At 43.7% G+C, this 20,849-nt stretch carries 18 protein-coding genes; 17 read left to right on the top strand and 1 reads right to left on the bottom strand.

The features are described from left to right. The first annotated feature begins 109 nt into the window (after positions 1-109). The 16 genes from GC093_RS28570 to GC093_RS28495 all read left to right on the top strand — a co-directional run bounded on the left by GC093_RS28570 (position 110) and on the right by GC093_RS28495 (position 19,154). Entirely contained in the window at positions 110-1,912 is a 1,803-nt protein-coding gene (locus GC093_RS28570; RefSeq protein WP_171655344.1) for a cache domain-containing sensor histidine kinase, read from the top strand. Continuing rightward, positions 1,905-3,518 (top strand): response regulator transcription factor, encoded by a 1,614-nt coding sequence (locus tag GC093_RS28565; RefSeq protein WP_171655343.1) that lies wholly within the window; start codon positions 1,905-1,907, stop codon positions 3,516-3,518. The genes GC093_RS28570 and GC093_RS28565 overlap by 8 nt, the downstream gene beginning before the upstream one ends. 86 nt (positions 3,519-3,604) lie before the next feature. After that, positions 3,605-5,461 (top strand): heparinase II/III domain-containing protein, encoded by a 1,857-nt coding sequence (locus tag GC093_RS28560; protein ID WP_171655342.1) that lies wholly within the window; start codon positions 3,605-3,607, stop codon positions 5,459-5,461. Between the two features lie 89 nt (positions 5,462-5,550). Then, positions 5,551-6,681: a glycoside hydrolase family 88 protein gene (locus tag GC093_RS28555; RefSeq protein WP_171655341.1), complete on the top strand. Its 1,131-nt coding sequence runs from the start codon at positions 5,551-5,553 to the stop codon at positions 6,679-6,681. A gap of 646 nt (positions 6,682-7,327) precedes the next feature. Beyond that, on the top strand, positions 7,328-7,717 hold the full coding sequence (locus GC093_RS35605) for a nucleotidyltransferase domain-containing protein (RefSeq protein WP_376768688.1): 390 nt from the start codon (positions 7,328-7,330) through the stop codon (positions 7,715-7,717). 56 nt (positions 7,718-7,773) lie between these two features. After that, the gene (locus GC093_RS28545; RefSeq protein ID WP_312886626.1) at positions 7,774-8,253 is read left to right on the top strand and encodes an NUDIX domain-containing protein; all 480 of its coding nucleotides are present in this window, start codon (positions 7,774-7,776) and stop codon (positions 8,251-8,253) included. Between the two features lie 221 nt (positions 8,254-8,474). Further along, the gene (locus tag GC093_RS28540) at positions 8,475-9,182 is read left to right on the top strand and encodes an FHA domain-containing protein (protein WP_246315577.1); all 708 of its coding nucleotides are present in this window, start codon (positions 8,475-8,477) and stop codon (positions 9,180-9,182) included. 34 nt (positions 9,183-9,216) lie between these two features. After that, on the top strand, positions 9,217-10,506 hold the full coding sequence (gene murA, locus GC093_RS28535) for a UDP-N-acetylglucosamine 1-carboxyvinyltransferase (RefSeq protein ID WP_171655340.1): 1,290 nt from the start codon (positions 9,217-9,219) through the stop codon (positions 10,504-10,506). Positions 10,507-10,596: 90 nt separating this feature from the next. Further along, positions 10,597-11,412, top strand: a complete 816-nt coding sequence (locus GC093_RS28530) for an inositol monophosphatase family protein (protein WP_171655339.1) — start codon at positions 10,597-10,599, stop codon at positions 11,410-11,412. Positions 11,413-11,616: 204 nt separating this feature from the next. Beyond that, on the top strand, positions 11,617-11,847 hold the full coding sequence (gene yidD / locus GC093_RS28525) for a membrane protein insertion efficiency factor YidD (protein WP_171655338.1): 231 nt from the start codon (positions 11,617-11,619) through the stop codon (positions 11,845-11,847). Positions 11,848-12,289: 442 nt separating this feature from the next. After that, a complete protein-coding gene (gene metG, locus GC093_RS28520; protein WP_171655337.1) occupies positions 12,290-14,308 on the top strand; it encodes a methionine--tRNA ligase in 2,019 nt (672 codons plus the stop codon). Positions 14,309-14,369: 61 nt separating this feature from the next. Continuing rightward, positions 14,370-15,443, top strand: coding sequence for a Gfo/Idh/MocA family protein (locus tag GC093_RS28515; RefSeq protein ID WP_171655336.1), 1,074 nt, complete (start codon positions 14,370-14,372; stop codon positions 15,441-15,443). A 216-nt stretch (positions 15,444-15,659) separates the two neighbouring features. Next, positions 15,660-16,649: a metal ABC transporter substrate-binding protein gene (locus GC093_RS28510; protein ID WP_171655335.1), complete on the top strand. Its 990-nt coding sequence runs from the start codon at positions 15,660-15,662 to the stop codon at positions 16,647-16,649. A gap of 35 nt (positions 16,650-16,684) precedes the next feature. Continuing rightward, the gene (locus tag GC093_RS28505) at positions 16,685-17,479 is read left to right on the top strand and encodes a metal ABC transporter ATP-binding protein (protein ID WP_171655334.1); all 795 of its coding nucleotides are present in this window, start codon (positions 16,685-16,687) and stop codon (positions 17,477-17,479) included. 27 nt (positions 17,480-17,506) lie between these two features. Then, positions 17,507-18,310 carry a metal ABC transporter permease gene (locus tag GC093_RS28500; protein ID WP_171655333.1) on the top strand — a complete coding sequence of 268 codons (804 nt, stop codon included), beginning with the start codon at positions 17,507-17,509 and terminating at the stop codon, positions 18,308-18,310. A gap of 133 nt (positions 18,311-18,443) precedes the next feature. Further along, positions 18,444-19,154, top strand: coding sequence for a cytochrome c biogenesis CcdA family protein (locus GC093_RS28495; RefSeq protein WP_171655332.1), 711 nt, complete (start codon positions 18,444-18,446; stop codon positions 19,152-19,154). Here GC093_RS28495 and splB read toward each other — a convergent pair. Beyond that, positions 19,151-20,212, bottom strand: coding sequence for a spore photoproduct lyase (gene splB, locus GC093_RS28490; RefSeq protein ID WP_171655331.1), 1,062 nt, complete (start codon positions 20,210-20,212; stop codon positions 19,151-19,153). The two genes, GC093_RS28495 and splB, sit on opposite strands and share 4 nt — an antisense overlap. 195 nt (positions 20,213-20,407) lie before the next feature. Between splB and mntR the strand changes: the two genes are divergently transcribed. Continuing rightward, positions 20,408-20,830 (top strand): transcriptional regulator MntR, encoded by a 423-nt coding sequence (mntR, locus tag GC093_RS28485; RefSeq protein ID WP_171655330.1) that lies wholly within the window; start codon positions 20,408-20,410, stop codon positions 20,828-20,830. Positions 20,831-20,849: the final 19 nt, after the last annotated feature.

The following is a 20,849-nucleotide window of genomic DNA, read 5'->3' as shown; positions in this document are numbered from 1 at the left end:
TAAAAGCCGCCCCTCTCTTTTTACGTTTAATGGATATAAGGTGTAAGATTCCCATAATAGATTCAAGGAGGCGGTTCAACTGCATTTTTCGTTACGTCGATGGTTATCGATGAGATCATTCCGATTTAAGCTGATGATGGCTTCGATTATCTGTATTCTGCTTCCAGCTTGCATTACTCTTGCGACGTATAACTATTTGACACAAGACGCAGTGAAAGAGCAGGCGATTACGAACTCTCAAGAATCTATGCTGCTTGTGAATAACTATGTAACGAATTCTTTGAAATATATGCTTAATATCGCAAACTCCATTCAGATGGATTCAGAGTTGAATTCTATCTTCAAGTCCAATGTATCAGGACATCGTTATACGGGACCGGCAGCGGAATATGACGAATTTTATGATAAGAACAAAATAATGAAGCAAATTGAAAATATTAAAATAGGCGGGGAAGAATGCTATGTTACGATCCTTCTAGCCAATGGCACCTATTATTCCAGTTATTCGATATATGAATATAATCCTCTTGATCTGGCGAAGGAGCCGTGGTTTTCCCAATTGAAAAACCTGTATGGTTTTGAATCCTATTGGGTTGGAACCACTCCTACTGTGTTTGAATCCGAGAAGGTAAGAAATCCTTACCAGTTATCGGTTGTACGCACGCTTCGTGGCGAGGGGTCCACTATATATGGTTATGTTATTGTAACGGTTATGGAAAATCAGCTGAACCATAATTTCGAGAATCTGCCCAATAATCAGGAATTTATGATCATGGATGCGAACAACATAATCTTATCTCACAACAACGGGGAGAAAATCGGCCAAACCTTCCCATTTCCATACGTTAATCAAGACAGCCAACAGATAAGCTCAGATATTGTTGAGGTTAACAATGAGGAATATCTGATGACCCAACGCTCTTTATCATTCACAGGCTGGAAGCTGGTCTCTATTACTCCTTATAAAATGGCCATATCTAAAGTTGAAGCTATCTTCAACAAAGTGTTTGTGTTCCAGATTATTTCATTTATTTTATTTCTGCTGCTGCTGTTGTATTTATTAGGCACATTTACGAAGCCGCTCGTCAGATTAGGCAAAGTGGCCCTTACGGTTCAGAAGGGCGATCTTGAGAAGCGATCGAATATTCGCGGCGAGGACGAAATCGGTAGACTGGGCTATTTGTTCGATCAAATGCTCGACAGGATCAAAGAGATGATTGCAGAGGTTTCCTTAACGCAGGCGCGTAAACGCACAGCAGAGCTTGCTATGCTACAAGCTCAGATTAACCCGCATTTTTTGTTCAATGTGCTCAATTCCATTCGTATGAAGGTTCTGTTACGAGGGGATCGGGAAAGCGCGGAAATGATAGGCTCACTCTCCAAGCTGCTGAGGATGACAATTAATCAAGAGAAAGAAACTATCAGCTTGCACGAAGAGGTTGAGATTGTGATGGATTACGTCGTATTGATGAATATGCGGCAAAAGGATCCAATATCCTTGAAAACCGACATTTCAGCCGATGCTCTCTTAATAAAGGTTCCTCGTTTTTTTCTGCAGCCCTTGATTGAAAATGCGTTAATTCACGGTTTGACGCAGTCAGCCGGTACTATAATGCTGAAGGCTTGGATGGAAGAAAAGACCTTGATTTTAACTGTCGAGGATAATGGTAAAGGGATGCCTGAGGAAATTTTGCACAGGCTCCGTAAGAATCTCGTGTCAGGAGAAGAACAGGGACAAGGAGATGTAGAATCTCCTAAGGGATTTTCAAGTATAGGATTGTTAAATGTTCATGAAAGGATGCGCCTAACCTATGGGGATAAATTTACCATGAGAATTGACAGCTCAGAGGGGGAAGGCACGCGTATCACCATGTATATTCCCCATTTGGAGGTGACAACTACTTATGTATAATGTGATGCTTGTTGATGATGATTATCCCGTGTTGCAGCTATTATCGGAGACGATTAACTGGGAGGCATATGGTCTACAGCTTCAAGGCTGCTATGAGAATGGAGCCGTTGCACTGGAGCATGCCAATATTAAAATGCCGGACATTCTGATTACAGACATCGGCATGCCCCTGATGAATGGCATCGAACTGATTGGATTGCTTAAGGAGCAGAAGCCTAACCTGCGGGTTGCTATCCTATCCTGCCACAGCGAGTTTCATTATGCACAGCAGGCAATGAAGCTTAATGTGCAGGAATATGTGCTCAAGGACACGCTTGACCCCGCTGATTTGGAGAAGCTGCTTTTGCAGTTTAAAGTAAGCTTGGATCAGGAAGAGCAGGTTCAGGCACATCAGCATCAGCTTCAACACATGGTCGATCGTAATAAAGAAATGCTCAAAGAGAAGTTTATCCGCAGAATGATGCAGCAGCCTATCATAGATCCGCAGGATTGGTTAATAGAAGCTAAAGCCTTCAATCTCGATATGGAGGGGAAAGCCTGCTTGCCGATTCTAGGGTTTGTTGATGAATATCGATTGGCCAAGCAGCGTTTTATGAGCGACGATATTTTGCGTTTTGCCATGGATAATGTGATTAGCGAGGTTTGCGCTCGGTATGATACTCCGGAGGTTCATTTTGCTTATGGAATCAAAGAGTCGTTCTTCTTATATCCCTACCATGCCACCCTTAAGATCAATCCGTTTGATACTGCAACCATTCAAATAAAGGCAATTCAGGATGCTATGCGCAAATATTTGAAAATTTCGATGTCATTTATTATCGGCGATATCTGTTACCATCCGGACGAAATCAAGCTCGCGTTGAATGGGTTGTTATCCAGTACAATTCAACGTTTTTATGTTGATGAGGGTTCCATTACGAAGCAGCGACCATTTATTGAAGGCGATATCGACTTGTTCTCTTGGTACGACCAGGCAAGCAAGGAATTTCGCGAAATGATGATTGAGAAGAAAGCAGATAGGATTATTCCTACTGTTAGGCATTGGATGGTGTTTCTTAAGGAGCATTCTTTTCCACCGGAAAAGGTTAAGGACTGGGTACTCAAGCTGCTGCTTGATCTCAAGCTGAAGCTGCAGTCTCTGCAATATTTTCGTACCACTTACGCTGTAGAAAGCTTACATAAAGAAATTCTCGATATCGATTCCTTAGTGGAATTAGAGCACTGGTTAATCGAGCATTTTCAGTCGGTTATTACATTGTCTGGTGAGATTTGGGAGCAGAGCAAACGGACTGAAGTGGTTCAAGCTTGTCATTATGTTTCTTTGCATCTGGATAGAAAGATCAGTTTGGAGGAGGTGGCTGACCATCTGTTTTTGAACAGCAGCTATTTCAGCCGCTTGTTTAAGAAGGAAACGGGGGAAACCTTTATTGAATATGTAACCCGAATGAAGATGATCCGTGCCAAGGAGCTGCTTGATCAGACAAGCCATCCTGTAGGGAAAATTTGCGAGATGCTTGGTTATGATAATCAGAGCTATTTTATCAAAATATTTAAGACGTCAGTAGGCGTTACACCTGTTGAATATAGAGGTCAAAAAAAAGCTTGAATAAGTAAAAAAAGTTCTATTTTATTAAGGTTATAAGCGATAGTATGGAGTTAAGATCACACTCGTGTACTATGGAGGAACTAATGATGAATAAAAATCAGATTAAGCAGCTGTTAAGCAAGTATTCAGATGAACATTCATCTCTCTTATTCGACCTAAGTAAGCAGGATGCATGGTGGAGGGAGCTGAGCCAGGCTGAAGCCTACCGCCCAATGATCGATGAAATCCGCGCGGAGGCCCAACAACTGCTTGAGCAGCCTGCGCCAGATTTATCCTTCGCTCTATTCCGGATTTTTGGGGAAAATGGATCGCGTCTTGAATACGAGAATGTGTATTTTGTTATGAGAAAGAGGCTGAACACGTTTACCCTCATGTCTTTGCTTGATCCTGAAAGTAAAGACTATCTAGATGCGCTGCAAGAAACAATCTGGTCGGTATGTAATGAATATTCTTGGTGTTTGCCTGCACATATGGGTACAACAAAGGAAACAACACAGGATGCAGAGTATTCCTTGCACGATTACTCAGCGGATCTGCAAGGAAATGCCTCTGTCATCGATTTATTTGCTGCTGAAACGGGGTTTGCCCTGAGTGAGGTGCTGCGGTTAACGGAGAATAGATTGCCTCTCTTGCTTCGCAACCGAATCAAACATGAGGTATACCGCCGCATTTTCTGGCCTTATCTTCATCAAGGTCCATTCTCATGGGAAACCGCGACCCATAACTGGTCAGCAGTTTGTGCAGGCTCAATCGGCTCAGCGGCTCTCCATTTGATGAAGGATGAGGACGATTTAGCATTATTATTGGAGCGTGTGCTCGGTACTTTAGATTGTTATTTGGAAGGCTTCGAGGAAGATGGTGCCACTACTGAAGGTTATGGCTACTGGTATTATGGCTTCGGATTTTTTGTGTTTTTTGCAGATTTACTTAAAAAAAGAACCGCAGGATGCCTTAATTTATTTTCTAATGAGAAGATACATCGGATTGCCTTGTTTCAACAAAAATGTTTCATGACCGGCACCTCAGTCGTTAATTTCTCCGATTCGTTGCCGGAATCCCGTATTCATATGGGCTTAACTCATTATTTAAATCGGATTTACCCGGATGTGGTTATCCCGGATTTTGCTTTGCGGACGGGTTATACCGAGGATCATTGCAACCGATGGGCAACCGCGCTGCGCAATGTGCTGTGGTTCCAGCCGGATAAAGCGAGTCTGGGAGAGCCTTGGGAGCAAGCAACCTATTACTTGAATGATGCGGAGTGGCTGATTTCGAGATATGTGAATGACGAAGGTGTCTTCTGCTTTGCGGCCAAGGGTGGACATAATAATGAGCCCCATAATCATAACGATGTCGGGCATTTTATTGTGCATTCGCAAGGGGAAACCTTCCTCGCAGACCTGGGCTCCGGCATGTATACGAAAAGCTATTTCGGACCGGAGCGTTACTCTTATCTATGCAATGGATCTCAAGGCCACTCGGTGCCGATAATCAACGGTCATTTGCAGAAGGAAGGTGCTGCACATCGTGCACAAGTGCTGAATGTAGCCCTTGAGAAGGATCAAGAGCGGTTGCAGCTTAATCTTACTGCGGCATATGAGGATGAAAGCCTGCTGAACCTGGAACGAAGCTTTACATGGCTCAAGAAGGAGCAGCCGGTTCTTCTGCTTGAGGATTCTTATCAATTCAGTGAGGTGCCTGAGGTCATAGTGGAACGGTTCGTAACCTGCCTTGAGCCGGATTTATCGGGCGATTCCTTAGTTATTCCTGGCAAGAAGCAAAGTCTGACGATTGGCTACGACCACCATTTACTACAGCCGCATGTTCAGAAGCTTGAGTTTGCAGATCATTTTGGAGTGGTGAAAGAAGTGTTCACTATAGATTTTAAACTGCTTCAGCTGGATAAGAAGTGCAAGGTACAATTAAGCTTTCACTTTGAGTGAGAGGCTAATAAAGCGAGTTTTCATGGGGAATTTTGAGTCAATGCTTACGAAGAAAGCGTTCTGCGAAACTCTAAGGAGATGAATATAGGATGAGTGTTAAAGAGGTACAATGGGTAGAAGAAGCATGGCAGCAGACGGTAGATAAAGTAAGCAGGACCAGCCAGAGAATCGGGGCTCAATTCCCGCATGCCAGTGTGAAGGGTTCCTATGTGTTGGAACCGTCTTATTGGTGGACAGCCGGCTTCTGGCCGGGTCTGCTGTGGCTTTTATACAGAGAGACTAAGAATGAGCAATTTAAATCGATTGCAGAGCAATGCGAAATAATGCTGGATGAAGTGATTACTAATTATTATAAGCTGGATCATGATATTGGCTTTATGTGGACTTTGACGAGTGTAGCGCGGTACAAGCTGCTTCAGGCTGAGAATGCTAAGCGCCGCGGGCTGCTAGCGGCCAATTTATTGGCAGCGCGCTTTAATGTGAAGGGCAGCTTCATTCGTGCGTGGAACCCATGGAGTGAAGGAGAGGACAATTCTGGCATTGCTATAATCGATTGCCTCATGAACCTGCCCTTGCTGTATTGGGCATCGGAACAAACAGGGGACCCGCGCTATAAGCACCTGGCTATGGAACACGCGGATACGGTGCTTAATCACTTTATTCGAGCTGATGGATCGGTCTATCATATCGTGCGATTCGATGCGCATACCGGTGAGAGAATAGAAGCATTGGGAGGCCAAGGTTTTGCTCCAGAATCTGCTTGGTCCCGCGGCGCTGCCTGGGCGATCTATGGAATGGCTTTGAGCTATCAATATACACGGGACGAGAGATATTTACAGGCAGCTAAGCGAGTGGCTCATTTCTTCATCGCGCAGCTTTCTGAGGATCATGTGCCATTATGGGATTTCCGTCTCCCATCAGACATCACTCCGTATCGGGATACATCAGCAGGAGCCTGCGCTGCATGCGGTCTGCTGTTGATTGCCGATCAAGTCGATTCGGTGGAAGCAGCTAGCTATCGTAACGCGGGCGAAGCCATTCTGCGTTCCTTGTATGAAAATTATGGTGCATGGAATGATCAGGAGGAGGAAGGTTTGATTCTCCACGGTACGAGCCATTACCCAGAAGGCAAAAACGTGGATGTACCTCTTATTTATGGTGATTATTTCTTTGTAGAAGGCTTGAGTCGGTTGAAAGGCCAAACAGAGCTGTTTTGGTAGAGAAGCGAACTTTGATATATCCATTTCTTACATTTTAGTAGGCGGATTGTTTAAGGAGAGTCTTTGGTTCATTAGAACCGGAGGCTCTTTTTAGTATTGTCAGGATTTAATTGTTCTGGGGTTGGCTTACTTCATCTTATTAATAAATTAGGCTGTAACCAAAAGCGCTTCACGTCACGTCGTATCAATCAATTGGTAGGTTGAGGAACTGAGGTGCGCTATTTTGAAGTGCACACGTGTTCATTCAAGTGAAACGGAAATACGATCCTCTATTTGGATGAAATGTAGTCATTTCGGCAGGTCGGAGATGAAATAAAGCATCGTAGTTCCGTGAAATGATGTTTTTAAGAGGTAGAGTGACCAATAGCGGAATCACGTTCCGCGAGAGGAAATGGAGTGGTTTCTTTGTAGGCAGATGGCTCTATAAAAGGGTTAAATAAGGTAAGCTTCCCATTGGAAAGTTTCCTTCGCTGCAAGGAGCTTTTCTTATCGTTCGTCATATCGGGCTCTTTGAATCCTATTTATGTTACAATATAATCCAGTGTTAGCCTAGATATAGGCGGTGTATAAAATGATTGCAGCCAGCCATTTATCGGTACTTAAAAATATATATGCAAGTCTTTCAAAAGAAGATATTAATTAGGCTCTGACGGGTAGTACTAGTTTTGCATTGCAGGGCTTACCCTTTGATCCAAAGGATATTGATATTCAGACTGACGAAAAAGGTGCGTATGAAATTGAACTTATTTTTATGGAAAATGTAATCAAACCCGTTTCTTATTCATCGAATGGATTCATTCGCTCTCATTTTGGGAAGCTCTTCGTTGATGGAATGGATGTAGAGATTATAGGTGATATAGAGAAATTAGTGGATGGACAGTGGGAAAGAACACCTCACCTCAATAATATTAAGCGATTTATTCATGTAAATGATATGCGGCTGCCAGTCTTATCCTTGGATTATGAGGCAGATGCCTATCGTAAAATTGGGAGAATTGAGAAAGCAGAAATTATAGCTAACTATCCGAAGTTTTAAACGAATGAATGTTCTTAAACTATCAATAAAACAAAATTCTTAAAAGGGGCGAACTTGTGTTGATAATACGTGTTCAAGTTTCTTGTCTCGCAATAAAAGATAATAAGATTGCCATGATTAAAAAGCTGAATCCAGCATACAAAACCTTTCAAAAGTACATCCCGCCAGGTGGCCATGTAGAATTCTCAGAAAAGCTTGAGGAGGCTTGCATAAGAGAAGTAGAGGAAGAAACCGGACTGATTGTTTCCGAGCTCGAATTGAAAGGAACTGTAACTTTCCTAAGGAAAGATTACCACTCTGTCTGCTTTTTTTTCTTGGCGCATAAGGTGGATGGAGTGCTATTCTCTAATGAACCGGATAAGCAATCATCACATTGGGTAGAACTAGAGGGAATTGATAGAAATGAAATGGTTCCAGGCTATCATAAAGATTTCCTTAATCATATGCTTAATGAAAATAGCTTTCTAAATGCTCGTGTTGAATGGTTTTCTCCAGACGATAGAGTTGAATGGACGATCGTTGAAGGTAAATTGTAATATAATCTATAGTTATTCAAATGAAATGGATTGGAATTATTTTTTCAGTCCGTTATTCCTCATAGTAAGCTCATCTGTCATCGAAATGTGAGTCACACGTCAGTGAGCGCGCATTTATCGTGTTAATCCTTTTATGATACAATAGAATGTGTCATATCACACAGTAATCTATGGATAGCTGATGTAATATGAATGTATTCATGAAGGTGGGACTCACATCAATGGAATTGGATAGTACCCGGCTGGAGACATATGCAAGCCTCTACGTGATTAGAGGAGAACCTCATCGTTCAGGCACCTGTGTGAATTTGTCGGCGAAGGAATTGTTTGTCGGACGAATGACGAACGATGATATTCCAGATTTGGCTTTCTCTAACGCCTTCATCTCCCGCAAGCATTTCATGATCAAGAGGGAATATGAGCAAGCGGTTTTATATGATTTGGGCAGCAGACATGGAACTGAGATTAACGGAAACAGGATTGAGCCCTATACCCCACATATTTTACATTCGTTTGATATCATAAAGCTTGCCAAAGGAATGGTAGTTATTCATTTTTCTTATTTGTTTGCAGATCAGACCTTGGAATTCGAACCAGTCAGCTATACACGGCAGGGGGATTACCAAGAATCCGGATTTTCAATCAATTGGGAGAAGCATGAATGCTATGTAGACGGTCAACGGATTGTAATGTCAGAGAAAGAATATGGGTTCATTAAGGTTTTGAACGATCATGCGAATCAGCTTGTATCTTTTGATATGATCAAGAAGACAGTCTGGCAGGAGCGATCAACTGGTGATGACGGCATCCCGGATGTAAGTATGGATGAGCTCAATGCATTAATTTATCGAATTCGCAAAAAATACGGAAAAGATACCTTTACGATCAGCGCTGTCCGAGGCAGCGGCTATGTTTTGGAAAAAGAATGAATGAACCCAAACCCATAGGAAAGCAGGTACGATCGTGGATTACATACAAGTACAAGGCAGCGGTCCGCTTCACGGCACCGTTTCCATACAAGGCTCTAAAAACAGCTCGTTAGCCTTGCTTGCCGCATCATGTTTAGCAGATGCTACGGTTACCCTGGAGGGTATTCCTGATATTTATGATTTTCGTGTCATCCGTCAAATCGGCAAAGATATCGGCTTGCAGATAGACCGTATGCCGACTGGTGAAATGCTGCTCGATCCACGTTACATACACAGTGCTGTTATTGATCCAGGCAAAGCTTCTGCCTATCGGGCATCCTACTATTTTGTTGGGGCCCTTCTGGCTAAATTCGGTAAGGTTACGGTGGGATTCCCTGGAGGGGATGATTTCGTTTCGAGGCCGATTGATCAGCACATCAAAGCACTTCGTTTGCTTGGAGCGGAGGTTACGTTCTTTAACGATTATTACATCGTAGAAGCCAAGCAACTGCGCGGCGCTGACATTTACTTTGACATGATTACATCTGGAGCAACCATCAATGCGATGCTAGCAGCCGTAAGGGCTGAAGGCCGCACAAGATTATACAATGCAGCTATGGATCCTGAAGTAGTTGATACAGCTAATTTCTTAAATCAGCTTGGTGCCAAAATTGTTGGTGCAGGAACCGATCACATTCGTATCGATGGCGTTCCATTTCTTGGTGGAGGTACCTATACCGTAATTCCTGACCGTTTGATTGCAGGGGCATTTCTGATGGCAGCTGGTATGAAGGGTGGCAGTATCACTGTAAATAATGTCATTCCCGAGCATATGGGCTCTTGTTTGGCCAAGCTTCGTGAGATTGGCATGGATCTTGAGATAACGGATCAGAGCATAACGGCGCATTCGACCGGCAAGCTGCGTGCTACCCGTATTAGAACCGGTATGTATCCGGGATTTGCTACCGATTTACAGCAGCCCTTCACCGCTCTATTATTACAGGCTCAAGGGAAGAGCATTGTAACAGAACGGGTATACCCCAAACGATTTAATCATATTCAGCAGCTGAAGCGATTGGGCGCTGATGTGGAAGTGCGCAAGGAAAGTGCCTTTATTAGAGGGGGAACTCCGCTCAAAGGTAACTGGGTCCATGCAACGGATGTTCGTGCTGGTACTTGCCTTCTACTGGCCGGTCTTATCGCTGAAGGAGTCACACGAATTACGGGTATTGAGCATATTGAACGGGGATACGAGAATGCCATCCAGCTGTTCCGCAGCCTTGGTGCTAATGTCTCTTTACAAAGTCTTCATGTGGAAGCTGAAAATATGTCGCAATTTCAATAAAAAACATTTACTCTGTTAAGGAAGTAACCTGCGGAACGAAAGGGTGCTTTCTTTTTTTATGAATATAGATGAACGGGGGACATATCTGATATGGAAGTGACCATACAAAGAGCGTTAAAAGTGGCCGTTGAGGCAGCAAAGGCTGCCGGTCAAGCAGCGAGAGTTTGTTTTGATGAAGGCTTTACGATGGAAGAGAAGGATGAGTTCGGTGATGTGTTGACAGAGGCTGATCTCAAATCAGAGAGTGAAATCTTATCGCGTCTTGGGGCAGCATTTCCAGATCATCAAATCCGCAGTGAAGAGTCAGGTTGGTCAGGAGTCGAGAGCGATTGGTTATGGCTTGTTGATCCGTTGGATGGAACGAATAATTTTGCCGTAGGACTTCCTTTGTTTGGCGTCTCTCTTACCCTTATTTATAAGCAGGAGCCTGTCCTTGGAGTTATATACGATACGATTCTTGATAAAATGTATACGGCTGTGCACAATCAAGGGGCTGCCTGCAATGAACAAGCTCTGAGTATACAGCCTAGGGCTATGCCTGCGCGTTTAACAGTAGGTTGGATTCAAGGGCACAAAGTGCAGCAGGATTCTCGGGCGGTCCAATTAAGAACGCATGTGGAAAAGCATACGAAGCGGATGATGCGCTTGTGGGCTCCTACGATGCAGTGGAGTATGCTCGCGCGCGGGCAATTAGATGGAATTGTGCTGTACAATTCGGAGGGGGATGATCTGTACTCCGGGTTGCTGCTAGTGCGTGAGGCTGGCGGTTTAATTCTTGATTTCAAAGGAAATCCTTTTACTGGGATGAACTCCGAGCCCTACATCATCGCTTGTCCTGCAGATCGTAAGGAAGCTATGCTTAAGCTGGTGAGGGAAGGTCTAGCGGAAAGTGTGTATTTTGATTAGACTGAATTTATAGGTGTTGGGATTGGGGTGAGCGAGCTTGCCCTTTATTTTAGTTCTATTTCTACTGCTAGCCGTCTATTAAATCGTTGGTTTGTAGAAGAAAATAGTTTGAGTTATACTGGTCTGAACCACTGGAATCATATTTGATTTTTACCAAGGGTTCGGCCATGCAGCCAGACTGCCGCTTTTCGGAGGTTGTATTCTATGAAACGGGCGCTTCAAGCTATAGTAATGTTTTACCGCAAATTTATTTCTCCGCTCAAACCGCCGACCTGTCGTTTTTACCCGACCTGCTCTCAATATGCGTTGGATGCTCTGGAGCAGCATGGCCCTGCTAAGGGGTCGTGGCTTACTATTAAGCGGGTGTGCAAATGCCATCCATTTCACCCGGGAGGGATCGATCATGTACCTCCTGCAGCTGGGCAGAAGAAATAACACATGCAGCAGGTCATTTAAGCTTCAGGTTACGCAAGCTGTCAAATCGCTTGAATCAAGTCAATAACTTGACATGAGCTAGCCTATTCCGCTATATTTGGCTTAACCTTATATTTGGATTACCTATGAACGGATGAGTACTCCGCAGAAGGTCATACAGAGAGTCGGTGATGTGTTGAGAGCCGATTGACTGAAATGGAGGAAGATGGTCCTGGAGGATATGACTGTGAGCTTGCCGTGGAAATTGCCCAATAGCATGGGAAACGGTGAATAAATGGTCGTCGCAGTTCCGGCGTTAACGGAAAGTCGCAACATGACTGCTGAGCCTTGTCTTCCTTATACGGAAGCGGGGGAAGTTGGGTGGTACCGCGTGAGCACAAGCTCTCGTCCCAAGATGGACAGGGCTTTTTTTGTTTTTTTTAAACCTGAAGGAGGTAATGACATGCCAGAGCAAAAAAAATCTTTTTACATTACAACACCGATCTATTACCCAAGTGACAAGCTGCATATCGGGCACGCTTATACAACAGTGGCGGGTGATGCGATGGCTCGCTATAAAAGGCTGAAAGGCTATAACGTACTTTACTTGACAGGCACTGACGAGCATGGTCAGAAGATCGAACGTAAGGCGCAGGAGAAAGGCGTTACACCGCAGGAGTTCGTTGATAATATCGTTGCAGGCATTAAGGACTTATGGAAGAAGCTTGATATCTCCTATGACGATTTCATTCGAACTACGGAGCCGCGCCATAAACAATCGGTAGAGAAAATTTTTGCCCAATTGATGGAGCAGGGAGATATTTATTTAGGCACCTACGAAGGCTGGTACTGTACACCCTGTGAATCGTTTTTCTTGGAAAATAAGCTGGTTGACGGAAAATGTCCGGATTGTGGTCGTCCTGTTGAATTGATTAAAGAAGACAGCTATTTCTTCCGGATGAGTAAGTATGCGGACCGATTGCTTAAATTTTATGAGGAAAATCCAGACTTCATTCAACCGGAGTCCCGCAAAAATGAGATGATTAATAACTTCATCAAGCCCGGTCTTGAAGATCTGGCCGTATCTCGGACAACATTTGATTGGGGCGTCAAGGTGCCGAACGATCCGAAGCATGTTATTTATGTATGGATCGATGCATTGTCCAACTATATTACTGCTCTCGGATATGGTAGTGGGGATGAAAGCAAATACCAAACCTTCTGGCCTGCGGATGTACATCTGGTCGGCAAAGAAATTGTTCGCTTTCACACGATCTACTGGCCAATCATGCTGATGGCGCTCGATTTACCATTGCCTAAGAAAGTGTTCGGCCATGGATGGCTGTTGACGAAGGACGGTAAAATGTCCAAGTCCAAAGGAAATGTTGTCGATCCAGTTATGCTGATTGATCGTTACGGGCTTGATGCACTGCGGTATTATTTGCTGCGGGAGGTGCCATTCGGTTCGGATGGAGCATTTACGCCGGAGAGCTTTATTGAACGGATCAATTTCGATTTGGCAAACGACTTAGGTAATCTGCTTAGTCGAACCGTAGTTATGATCGATAAATACTTTAACGGCACGATTCAACCCTATGTCGAAGGCGCAACCGAATTTGACGCAGGGCTGCTGGAAACAATCCGCACAACAGTAAGTAAGGTTGAGGAAGCAATGGAAAAAATGGAGTTTTCCGTAGCTTTAACCGCGCTTTGGCAGATGGTCAGCCGTACCAATAAATATATCGACGAGACGCAGCCGTGGTCACTTGTCAAAGAAGAGAGCAAGCGTCCGGTATTGGGCTCGGTGCTTTACTGCCTAGCCGAATCATTGCGTATAGCTTCAGTTTTACTGCAGCCATTCCTAACGCTGACACCTCATAAGATGTGGGCACAGCTCGGTATTAGCGAAGGTCTTTTGACTGCATGGGACACTATTCACAGCTTTGGTACGCTGCCTAGCGGAACTCGAGTTGAGAAAGGCGAGGTTATGTTCCCGCGTCTTGAGCTTGCCAAGGAGGTTGCTTCAATCGTCGAGGCTATGGGAGGGACCGTAGAGGCTGCCTCAGATTCAGCGACTACTGATAAGGAGGCTGTTCAGAAAGCAGGGAAGAAGCCTGCTGAAGCTTCGAAGCAGCCCGCTGCCGCGGACGCGGAAACCCAAGAAATCTCGATTGACGATTTCTTTAAGGTTGAGCTGCGCGTAGCTGAAGTACTGTCGGCTGAGCCGGTGAAGGGAGCTGACAAGCTGCTGAAGCTGCAGCTGGATCTGGGCACGGAGCAGCGCCAGGTTGTCTCTGGCATCGCTAAATTCTATACGCCGGAGCAAATGGTCGGACGTAAAGTTATCTGCGTAACCAACCTGAAGCCGGTCAAACTGAGAGGGGAATTGTCGCAAGGAATGATCCTTGCAGCGTCTCATGGAGATCAGTTAACTTTAGCTACAATTTCTGATGCACTTCCTAACGGATCTGTGGTAAAATGAGGATTGTTCACGTTAACAATTACTAATATCATGATCTAATTACCAGGAGGTTTTAGTTCTTATGCAAAACAAGGATGGAATGAATTATGCGCCGCAAGGCAAACCGAATCCGGTTGTTAACAAGGGAGAATTCGCTTTCGCAGCAATTGCATTGGATCACGGTCATATTTATGGTATGTGTAATGGACTGATTGAGGCAGGCGCTGATTTGGTAGCTGTTTATGATCCAGATCCGGCTAAAGTTGAAGCGTTTATAAACAAATTTCCTCAAGCTAAAGCAGCTGCTTCCGAAGCAGAAATTTTGAACAACCCTTCCATTCAGTTGGTAGCCGGTGCGGCCATACCATCGGAGCGTTGTGCATTAGGACTTCGCGTTATGGATCATGGTAAAGATTACTTTACAGATAAAACCCCGCTAACGTCTTTGGAGCAATTAGAGCAAGCTAGAGCGAAAGTGAAAGAAACTGGCCGTAAATATATGGTTTATTATAGTGAACGTCTGCATGTTGAAAGCGCCGTGTTTGCAGGTCAACTCATTGATCAGGGCGCTATCGGACGCGTTGTTCAGGTTATTGGATTTGGTCCTCATCGCTTAAATGCGCCGTCCAGACCGGATTGGTTTTTTGAAGCTGACAAGTATGGCGGCATTCTTTGTGATATCGGAAGCCATCAAATTGAGCAGTTCTTGTATTTTACAGGAGCTAAGGATGCTACAGTCGTCAACAGTAAGGTAGCGAACTACAAGAATAAGAACTACCCTGAGCTTGAAGATTTCGGCGATGCAACCTTGATTGCTGATAATGGAGCAACCAATTATTTCCGAGTTGACTGGTTAACTCCTGATGGTCTGGGCACTTGGGGAGATGGTCGGATGACGATTCTTGGAACCGAAGGCTATATTGAGATTCGTAAATATATCGATATCGCACGCGACCCGTCAGGCGATCATCTATATTTGGTCAATCATGAAGGAGAAAAGCATTACTCGCTCCGCGGCCAAGTAGGGTATCCATTCTTCGGTCAGCTTGTGCTTGATTGCATCAATCGTACAGAGAACGCTATGACTCAAGAGCATGCTTTTAAAGCGGTTGAGCTGTGTGTGAAAGCGCAGCTTCAAGCTGTTCGTATCGAATAGGAGCCTAAATTATAAAAGGTGTACTGCAGGATAAGTATTCATGTAATTGCAGCATCCATTCCGGACAACCTCCGGTTGGGTGCTGTTTTATCTTGTATGGAGTCTAAATAACTTTTAATCGTAAATATTATTAATAGTTGACAGTGATGAGAATCCGGACGTATAATCAAATCTGTTAATAAAAATAATTACGATTTACATAAGGAGTGTTTATTCATGTCTATTACTAAGAAAGTTACTATGATTCCTGCATTGCTCATTATAATATTGTCAATGGTGTTATCTGGCTGTGGTAAATCACAAGCAACACTGGTACCAGGCAAAATCAATGTTGTTGCCAGCTTCTATCCACTTTATGATTTCACAAAAAAAATTGGCGGCGATCATGTCAATGTCATTAATCTCGTTCCCGCTGGAGTAGAGCCTCATGATTGGTCTCCTAAAGGACGCGATATACAGAATATTACAAAAGCTGAAATGTTTCTATATTTAGGAGCCGGCTTTGAAGGCTGGGTGGACGATACGCTGAACAGCATGCCTAAGGATTCCAAGCTGATGGTAGTCGAATCTAGTAAAGGGCTGGATCTAATAGAATCAGCAGAGGAAGATGAGCACGGACATGAGGCTGAGAAGAAGGATAGCAGCAATAAGGAAAAGTCAACAGAGGTGCAAGTGCATGAAGGCCATTGGGATCCGCACGTATGGCTAAGTCCCGTAAATGCTAAGAAAATAGCACTGACAATCAAAGAAAATTTGATCAAAGTCGATGGGGCCCATAAAGCTGATTATGAAGCCAATTATAATCAATATGCAGCCCAGCTTGACCAATTGCATGATAAGTATAAGCAGTCACTATCCAGTTTGGCGAAGAAAGAAATTGTTGTAACTCACCAATCATTCGGATATTTGGCTAAGGAATATGGTTTGATACAGAAGCCTATAATGGGGATGTCTCCGGATGCTGAACCAACCTCCAAGGACTTAAAGGAAATCAATGACTTCATACGTAAGAATAACGTCAAAACTATTTTCTTCGAGGAGCTTGTTTCCGATAAGCTAGCCAAAACACTGGCCAAGGATGCCAAAGTGGAAACTGCAGTACTGAACCCGGTGGAAGGCTTAACGGAGGAACAATTAAAGGCTGGAGCCGATTATATATCTATTATGAATAGTAATTTGAATAATTTAATAAAAGCATTACAATAGAAGGAAGAGCCTGGTTGAAGAAGGAGCTAACATCTATGAATTCTAATGACACATCTATAGGGAATGCAGGATGTCATCAGAGTATCATCACGGTTGATGACGTCTCTTTTTTTTATGAGAATAAACAAGTGATAGAGCATCTTAATTTTACCGTATTGGAACGTGATTTTGTCGGGCTCATTGGATCTAACGGAGCTGGCAAGACTACTCTGCTAAAAATGATTGTCGGACTGCTGAAGCCGTCTCAAGGAGAGATCCGATTGTTTGGCCAGCCTCTCCGCACATTCCGCGATTGGGAGCGCATCGGCTATGTGCCGCAGAAGAATTCCCTCAATCCATTATTTCCAGCTACAGTGCGAGAAATTGTATTGTCTGGCTTGTACGGCAAGAAAAATATGTTTCGCCGAATAAGCAAGGCAGAACAGCAAAAATGCGAGGATGCCCTTTATGCTATGCGTATCGAGGATTTGGCTAGTCGACGTATAGGTCAGCTTTCGGGTGGACAGCAGCAGCGTGTATTTTTAGCGCGAGCGCTAATCAATAATCCACAGCTGCTAATTCTGGATGAACCAACGGTAGGCATTGACGCAGAAACACAAGCGGGCTTTTTCCGGATGATTCGTCACATGCACCAGCATCACCACATTACATTTCTTCTTGTATCGCATGACATGGATATGGTGCAATCCTACATTGGAAATGAGCCTGCTCAAAAGAGCGGGGCTTTATCTTTTTACGTCAAGCATACGCATGAGCCTGAAAATTGCAAAGAAACGAATTTGACGCATTCCATCCAGCAGCTGCGGGAGCAAATGGAAGTGCTAGTTTAAAGAAAGCTGGAGCTAGGAGCGAGTCAGTTGGATATTTTTTCGGAATATTTTTTTCAGCGCGCCTTATTAGGCGGTATATTAATCGGTCTTACGGCGCCATTAATGGGTGTATTTCTTGTTCTACGTAGATTATCCATGATTGGGGATACGCTAGCGCATGTCTCGATTGCAGGAATAGCGCTGGGCTTCTTAATCAATGTGTATCCGATTGGAGTCGGACTGGTGTTTGCATTACTGGCATCCTTTGCAATAGAGAGGCTGCGTAAGGCATATAAATCGTACGCAGAATTATCCATTGCGATCATCATGTCAGGCGGCGTTGCTCTGGCAACCCTACTGTTCACATTGGGTAAGGGCTTTAATATGAATGTAATGAGTTATTTCTTCGGCAGTATATACACATTGGATAATTTCGATCTATGGGTTGTTTTTGGAGTTACCGTTATCGTTATTGGAGTCATAGTATTGAACTATAAAGAGCTTTTTCTGATGTTTTTCGATGAAGATGCTGCAGGTGTAAGCGGTTTGCCGCTGCGTTTTTACAATATTATGATTACGATGCTTACTGCACTGGTTATTAGCGTTGCCATTAAAATAGTGGGAGCGCTGCTCGTGTCATCCCTTTTAACTATACCTGTCGCATGCAGCTTGCTTGTAGCCAAAAGCTTTAAGAAGTCCATCTTCTGGTCGGTTCTATTCTCTGAGGTTTCAGTGGTAGGTGGCTTATTTGCTGCTGGCATGTGGGATTTAGCACCGGGTGCTACTATTGTTTTATTTTTAATCGGTTTGTTGATTCTCAGCTTATTTATAAAAAGAGGTTTTCGCTTGTAACTTACATATGATCTTTTCGTTTCACAGTACAGGAGACACATAATTTTCGAAAAGGTTATTCGTACGAGTTGAATATTTCGATATAATGAGGGATAGGATCAGAGGGTATCCTCTGAATTAGGGGGCGTAATGATTGGAAATTAATCTGTGGATTGCCTTATGGGCAGGCTTTGCATCATTCATATCACCCTGCTGCTTACCGCTGTATCCTTCCTACTTATCCTATATAACGGGAATATCAGTCAGTCAGCTGAAGAATGCGGACTCAGGAGCAGGAGTGCGCAGTAGAACCATCTTACATACGTTATGCTTTATCGCGGGATTCTCAATTATTTTTTACAGCCTAGGCTGGGGTGCCAGTGTTGTATCCAATGTATTTATTGATTACAAAGATTTGTTGCGGCAAATCGCGGCACTGTTGATTTTTGCAATGGGTTTGTTCTTGCTGGGAATTTTTCAACCGCAATGGCTTTTGAGGGAGCGCAAGTTTCAATTGAAGCTGAAGCCAGCAGGCTATCTCGGATCCATTCTAGTTGGTATCGGCTTCGCTGCAGGCTGGTCTCCTTGCATAGGACCCATTCTGTCTGCGATTTTGGCATTAGCTGCAACAAATCCAGATTCGTGGGTACCACTGATTACAGCTTATTCGCTTGGTTTTGCCATTCCATTTCTAATACTGTCTTTTTTTATCGGTACAACCAAATGGATATTGCGGTATTCATCGCTAATTATGAAGCTTGGCGGGGGCTTAATGATCATTATGGCGATTCTTCTTTATACGGATCAGATGACACGAATTACCATATGGTTGAATCAAATAACCCCCGACTACCTGAAATTTTAAGTGAAATAATCAATGCTGGATTGCGGGAATTTCTCGAATATCTGTTCTGTGATGAATTCACGAAGAGCGTTGGCCTGGTCATCAGAGTATACGTATTTACCTTGACCCCAGCGGCCCCATTTGTATTTACGCTTCGTTTCATCCAGTTCTAGCTTTGTTTTGGGGTAGCGTTGCTGGATAACGGTTTTGGCTGTTTTGGTGAATCGATGCTGAATTAATTCAAAGGTTAAATCAGAGGTAGCTTCTGAAGGAAGCGCCTCTTTTAATTTCTCGAGAAGCTCTTGATAGCCTTTCTCCCAGCCTTCATGCCATATTATTGGAGCAATAATGAAGCCAAGAGGATAACCTGCTTGCGCTACCTTGCCTGCCGCGGATATTCGCTCATAAAAGCTGGAGGTCGCAGGCTCAAAGTTTTTGATAACATAATCTGCATTAACGCTAAAACGAAATCGAGTGTGCTTATTGTGCTTTAAATGGAGAAGGGGCTCCACGTGATGGAATTTGGTTACAAATCTTAGACGTCCGAGGGGCTCTTGAGCCATGAATTCTATCAGTTCTTTTAATGATCCGCTTATATGCTCAAGTCCAACAGGATCAGAGGTACAAGCTGCTTCAAATCTTGTTATTTCGGGAGCACGTTCTTCGATATACTGCTTGGCAGCTTTCATAATATCATCTGTGTTTACGTATACGCGGATATAGGGTTTGGCTCCCAAAGTAGTTTGCAAGTAGCAATAGTGGCAGTGAGCCATACAGCCTGTGGCGATTGGAATTGCATATTCAGCGGAAGGCTTGGAGGGTTCGAATTTCAATGTTTTTCGAATACCTACAACAAGTGTCCGTTTAGCAATCTTATATTTCTCTATGTCACTGTCACCGGGCAAATTAGTAATTCGATTGTGGGAAGTGGTCATGTGAATAGGGAGCCCTTGCTGCTGTGCCCATTCGAATATGCGCTGCCCTTTGGAATAATTCAAAGCATCCGGTTCAAAATAAACGAGCTCAGGTACAAAAACCTGCGTTTGTCGCATAGGGGGAACGAGCAGCCCAGTTGACATTATTGGTTGCCTCCTAGTGTAAGATTCATGCTTATTGGGGCCATGCTTTTTCAGCCACAATGCTTAGCTTGCTTCAACCTTTAGGCTGTGTTATAGTAAGAGGCGCTTATAATGAGCCTAGTTTAATCAGAACCGCTGCGGTTCACTCATGGGAATATTTGTTGCCAGGTTTTATGAATTACGGGAGGAAAGCTAATGGCTACACCGAGTATGGAGGACTATCTGGAGAGGATCTATAAATTAATAGACGAGAAGGGATATGCACGCGTATCCGATATCGCCGAAGGTTTAGAAGTACACCCTTCCTCTGTCACCAAAATGATCCAGAAATTGGATAAGGATAATTATTTGGTGTATGAAAAGTACCGTGGTCTTGTGTTGACATCTAAAGGACAGAAGATGGGGAAACGACTGGTTGTCCGGCATCAGCTATTGGAGGAATTTTTAACGGTTATTGGCGTATCGGAAGATACGATCTATAAAGATGTGGAAGGCATTGAGCATCACTTAAGCTGGGATTCGATTACATGTATCGAAACTCTAGTCGAATATTTTAAGCGAGAACCTTCAAGAATCCAAGACCTTGTGAATTTGAAAAAGGAAATGGATGAAACATAGAAAAAGCATCCGATATTTA

The organism is Paenibacillus foliorum, assembly GCF_013141765.1.
In the GTDB taxonomy this organism is placed as follows: Bacteria; Bacillota; Bacilli; order Paenibacillales; family NBRC-103111; genus Paenibacillus_S; species Paenibacillus_S foliorum.
Note: the sequence above shows the minus strand (reverse complement) of the source record. Positions and strands in the feature narration are given on the sequence as shown.

Excerpts from the sequence above, each read along its gene's own strand:
- yidD (WP_171655338.1), top strand. The coding sequence starts at position 11,617 with ATGAAACGGGCGCTTCAAGCTATAGTAATGTTTTACCGCAAATTTATT.
- mntR (WP_171655330.1), top strand. The coding sequence starts at position 20,408 with ATGGCTACACCGAGTATGGAGGACTATCTGGAGAGGATCTATAAATTA.
- metG (WP_171655337.1), top strand. The coding sequence starts at position 12,290 with ATGCCAGAGCAAAAAAAATCTTTTTACATTACAACACCGATCTATTAC.
- GC093_RS28540 (WP_246315577.1), top strand. The coding sequence starts at position 8,475 with ATGGAATTGGATAGTACCCGGCTGGAGACATATGCAAGCCTCTACGTG.
- GC093_RS28570 (WP_171655344.1), top strand. The coding sequence starts at position 110 with ATGAGATCATTCCGATTTAAGCTGATGATGGCTTCGATTATCTGTATT.
- splB (WP_171655331.1), bottom strand. The coding sequence starts at position 20,212 with ATGTCAACTGGGCTGCTCGTTCCCCCTATGCGACAAACGCAGGTTTTT.
- GC093_RS28565 (WP_171655343.1), top strand. The coding sequence starts at position 1,905 with ATGTATAATGTGATGCTTGTTGATGATGATTATCCCGTGTTGCAGCTA.
- GC093_RS28555 (WP_171655341.1), top strand. The coding sequence starts at position 5,551 with ATGAGTGTTAAAGAGGTACAATGGGTAGAAGAAGCATGGCAGCAGACG.
- GC093_RS28515 (WP_171655336.1), top strand. The coding sequence starts at position 14,370 with ATGCAAAACAAGGATGGAATGAATTATGCGCCGCAAGGCAAACCGAAT.
- GC093_RS28560 (WP_171655342.1), top strand. The coding sequence starts at position 3,605 with ATGAATAAAAATCAGATTAAGCAGCTGTTAAGCAAGTATTCAGATGAA.
- GC093_RS28530 (WP_171655339.1), top strand. The coding sequence starts at position 10,597 with ATGGAAGTGACCATACAAAGAGCGTTAAAAGTGGCCGTTGAGGCAGCA.
- GC093_RS28505 (WP_171655334.1), top strand. The coding sequence starts at position 16,685 with ATGAATTCTAATGACACATCTATAGGGAATGCAGGATGTCATCAGAGT.
- GC093_RS28510 (WP_171655335.1), top strand. The coding sequence starts at position 15,660 with ATGTCTATTACTAAGAAAGTTACTATGATTCCTGCATTGCTCATTATA.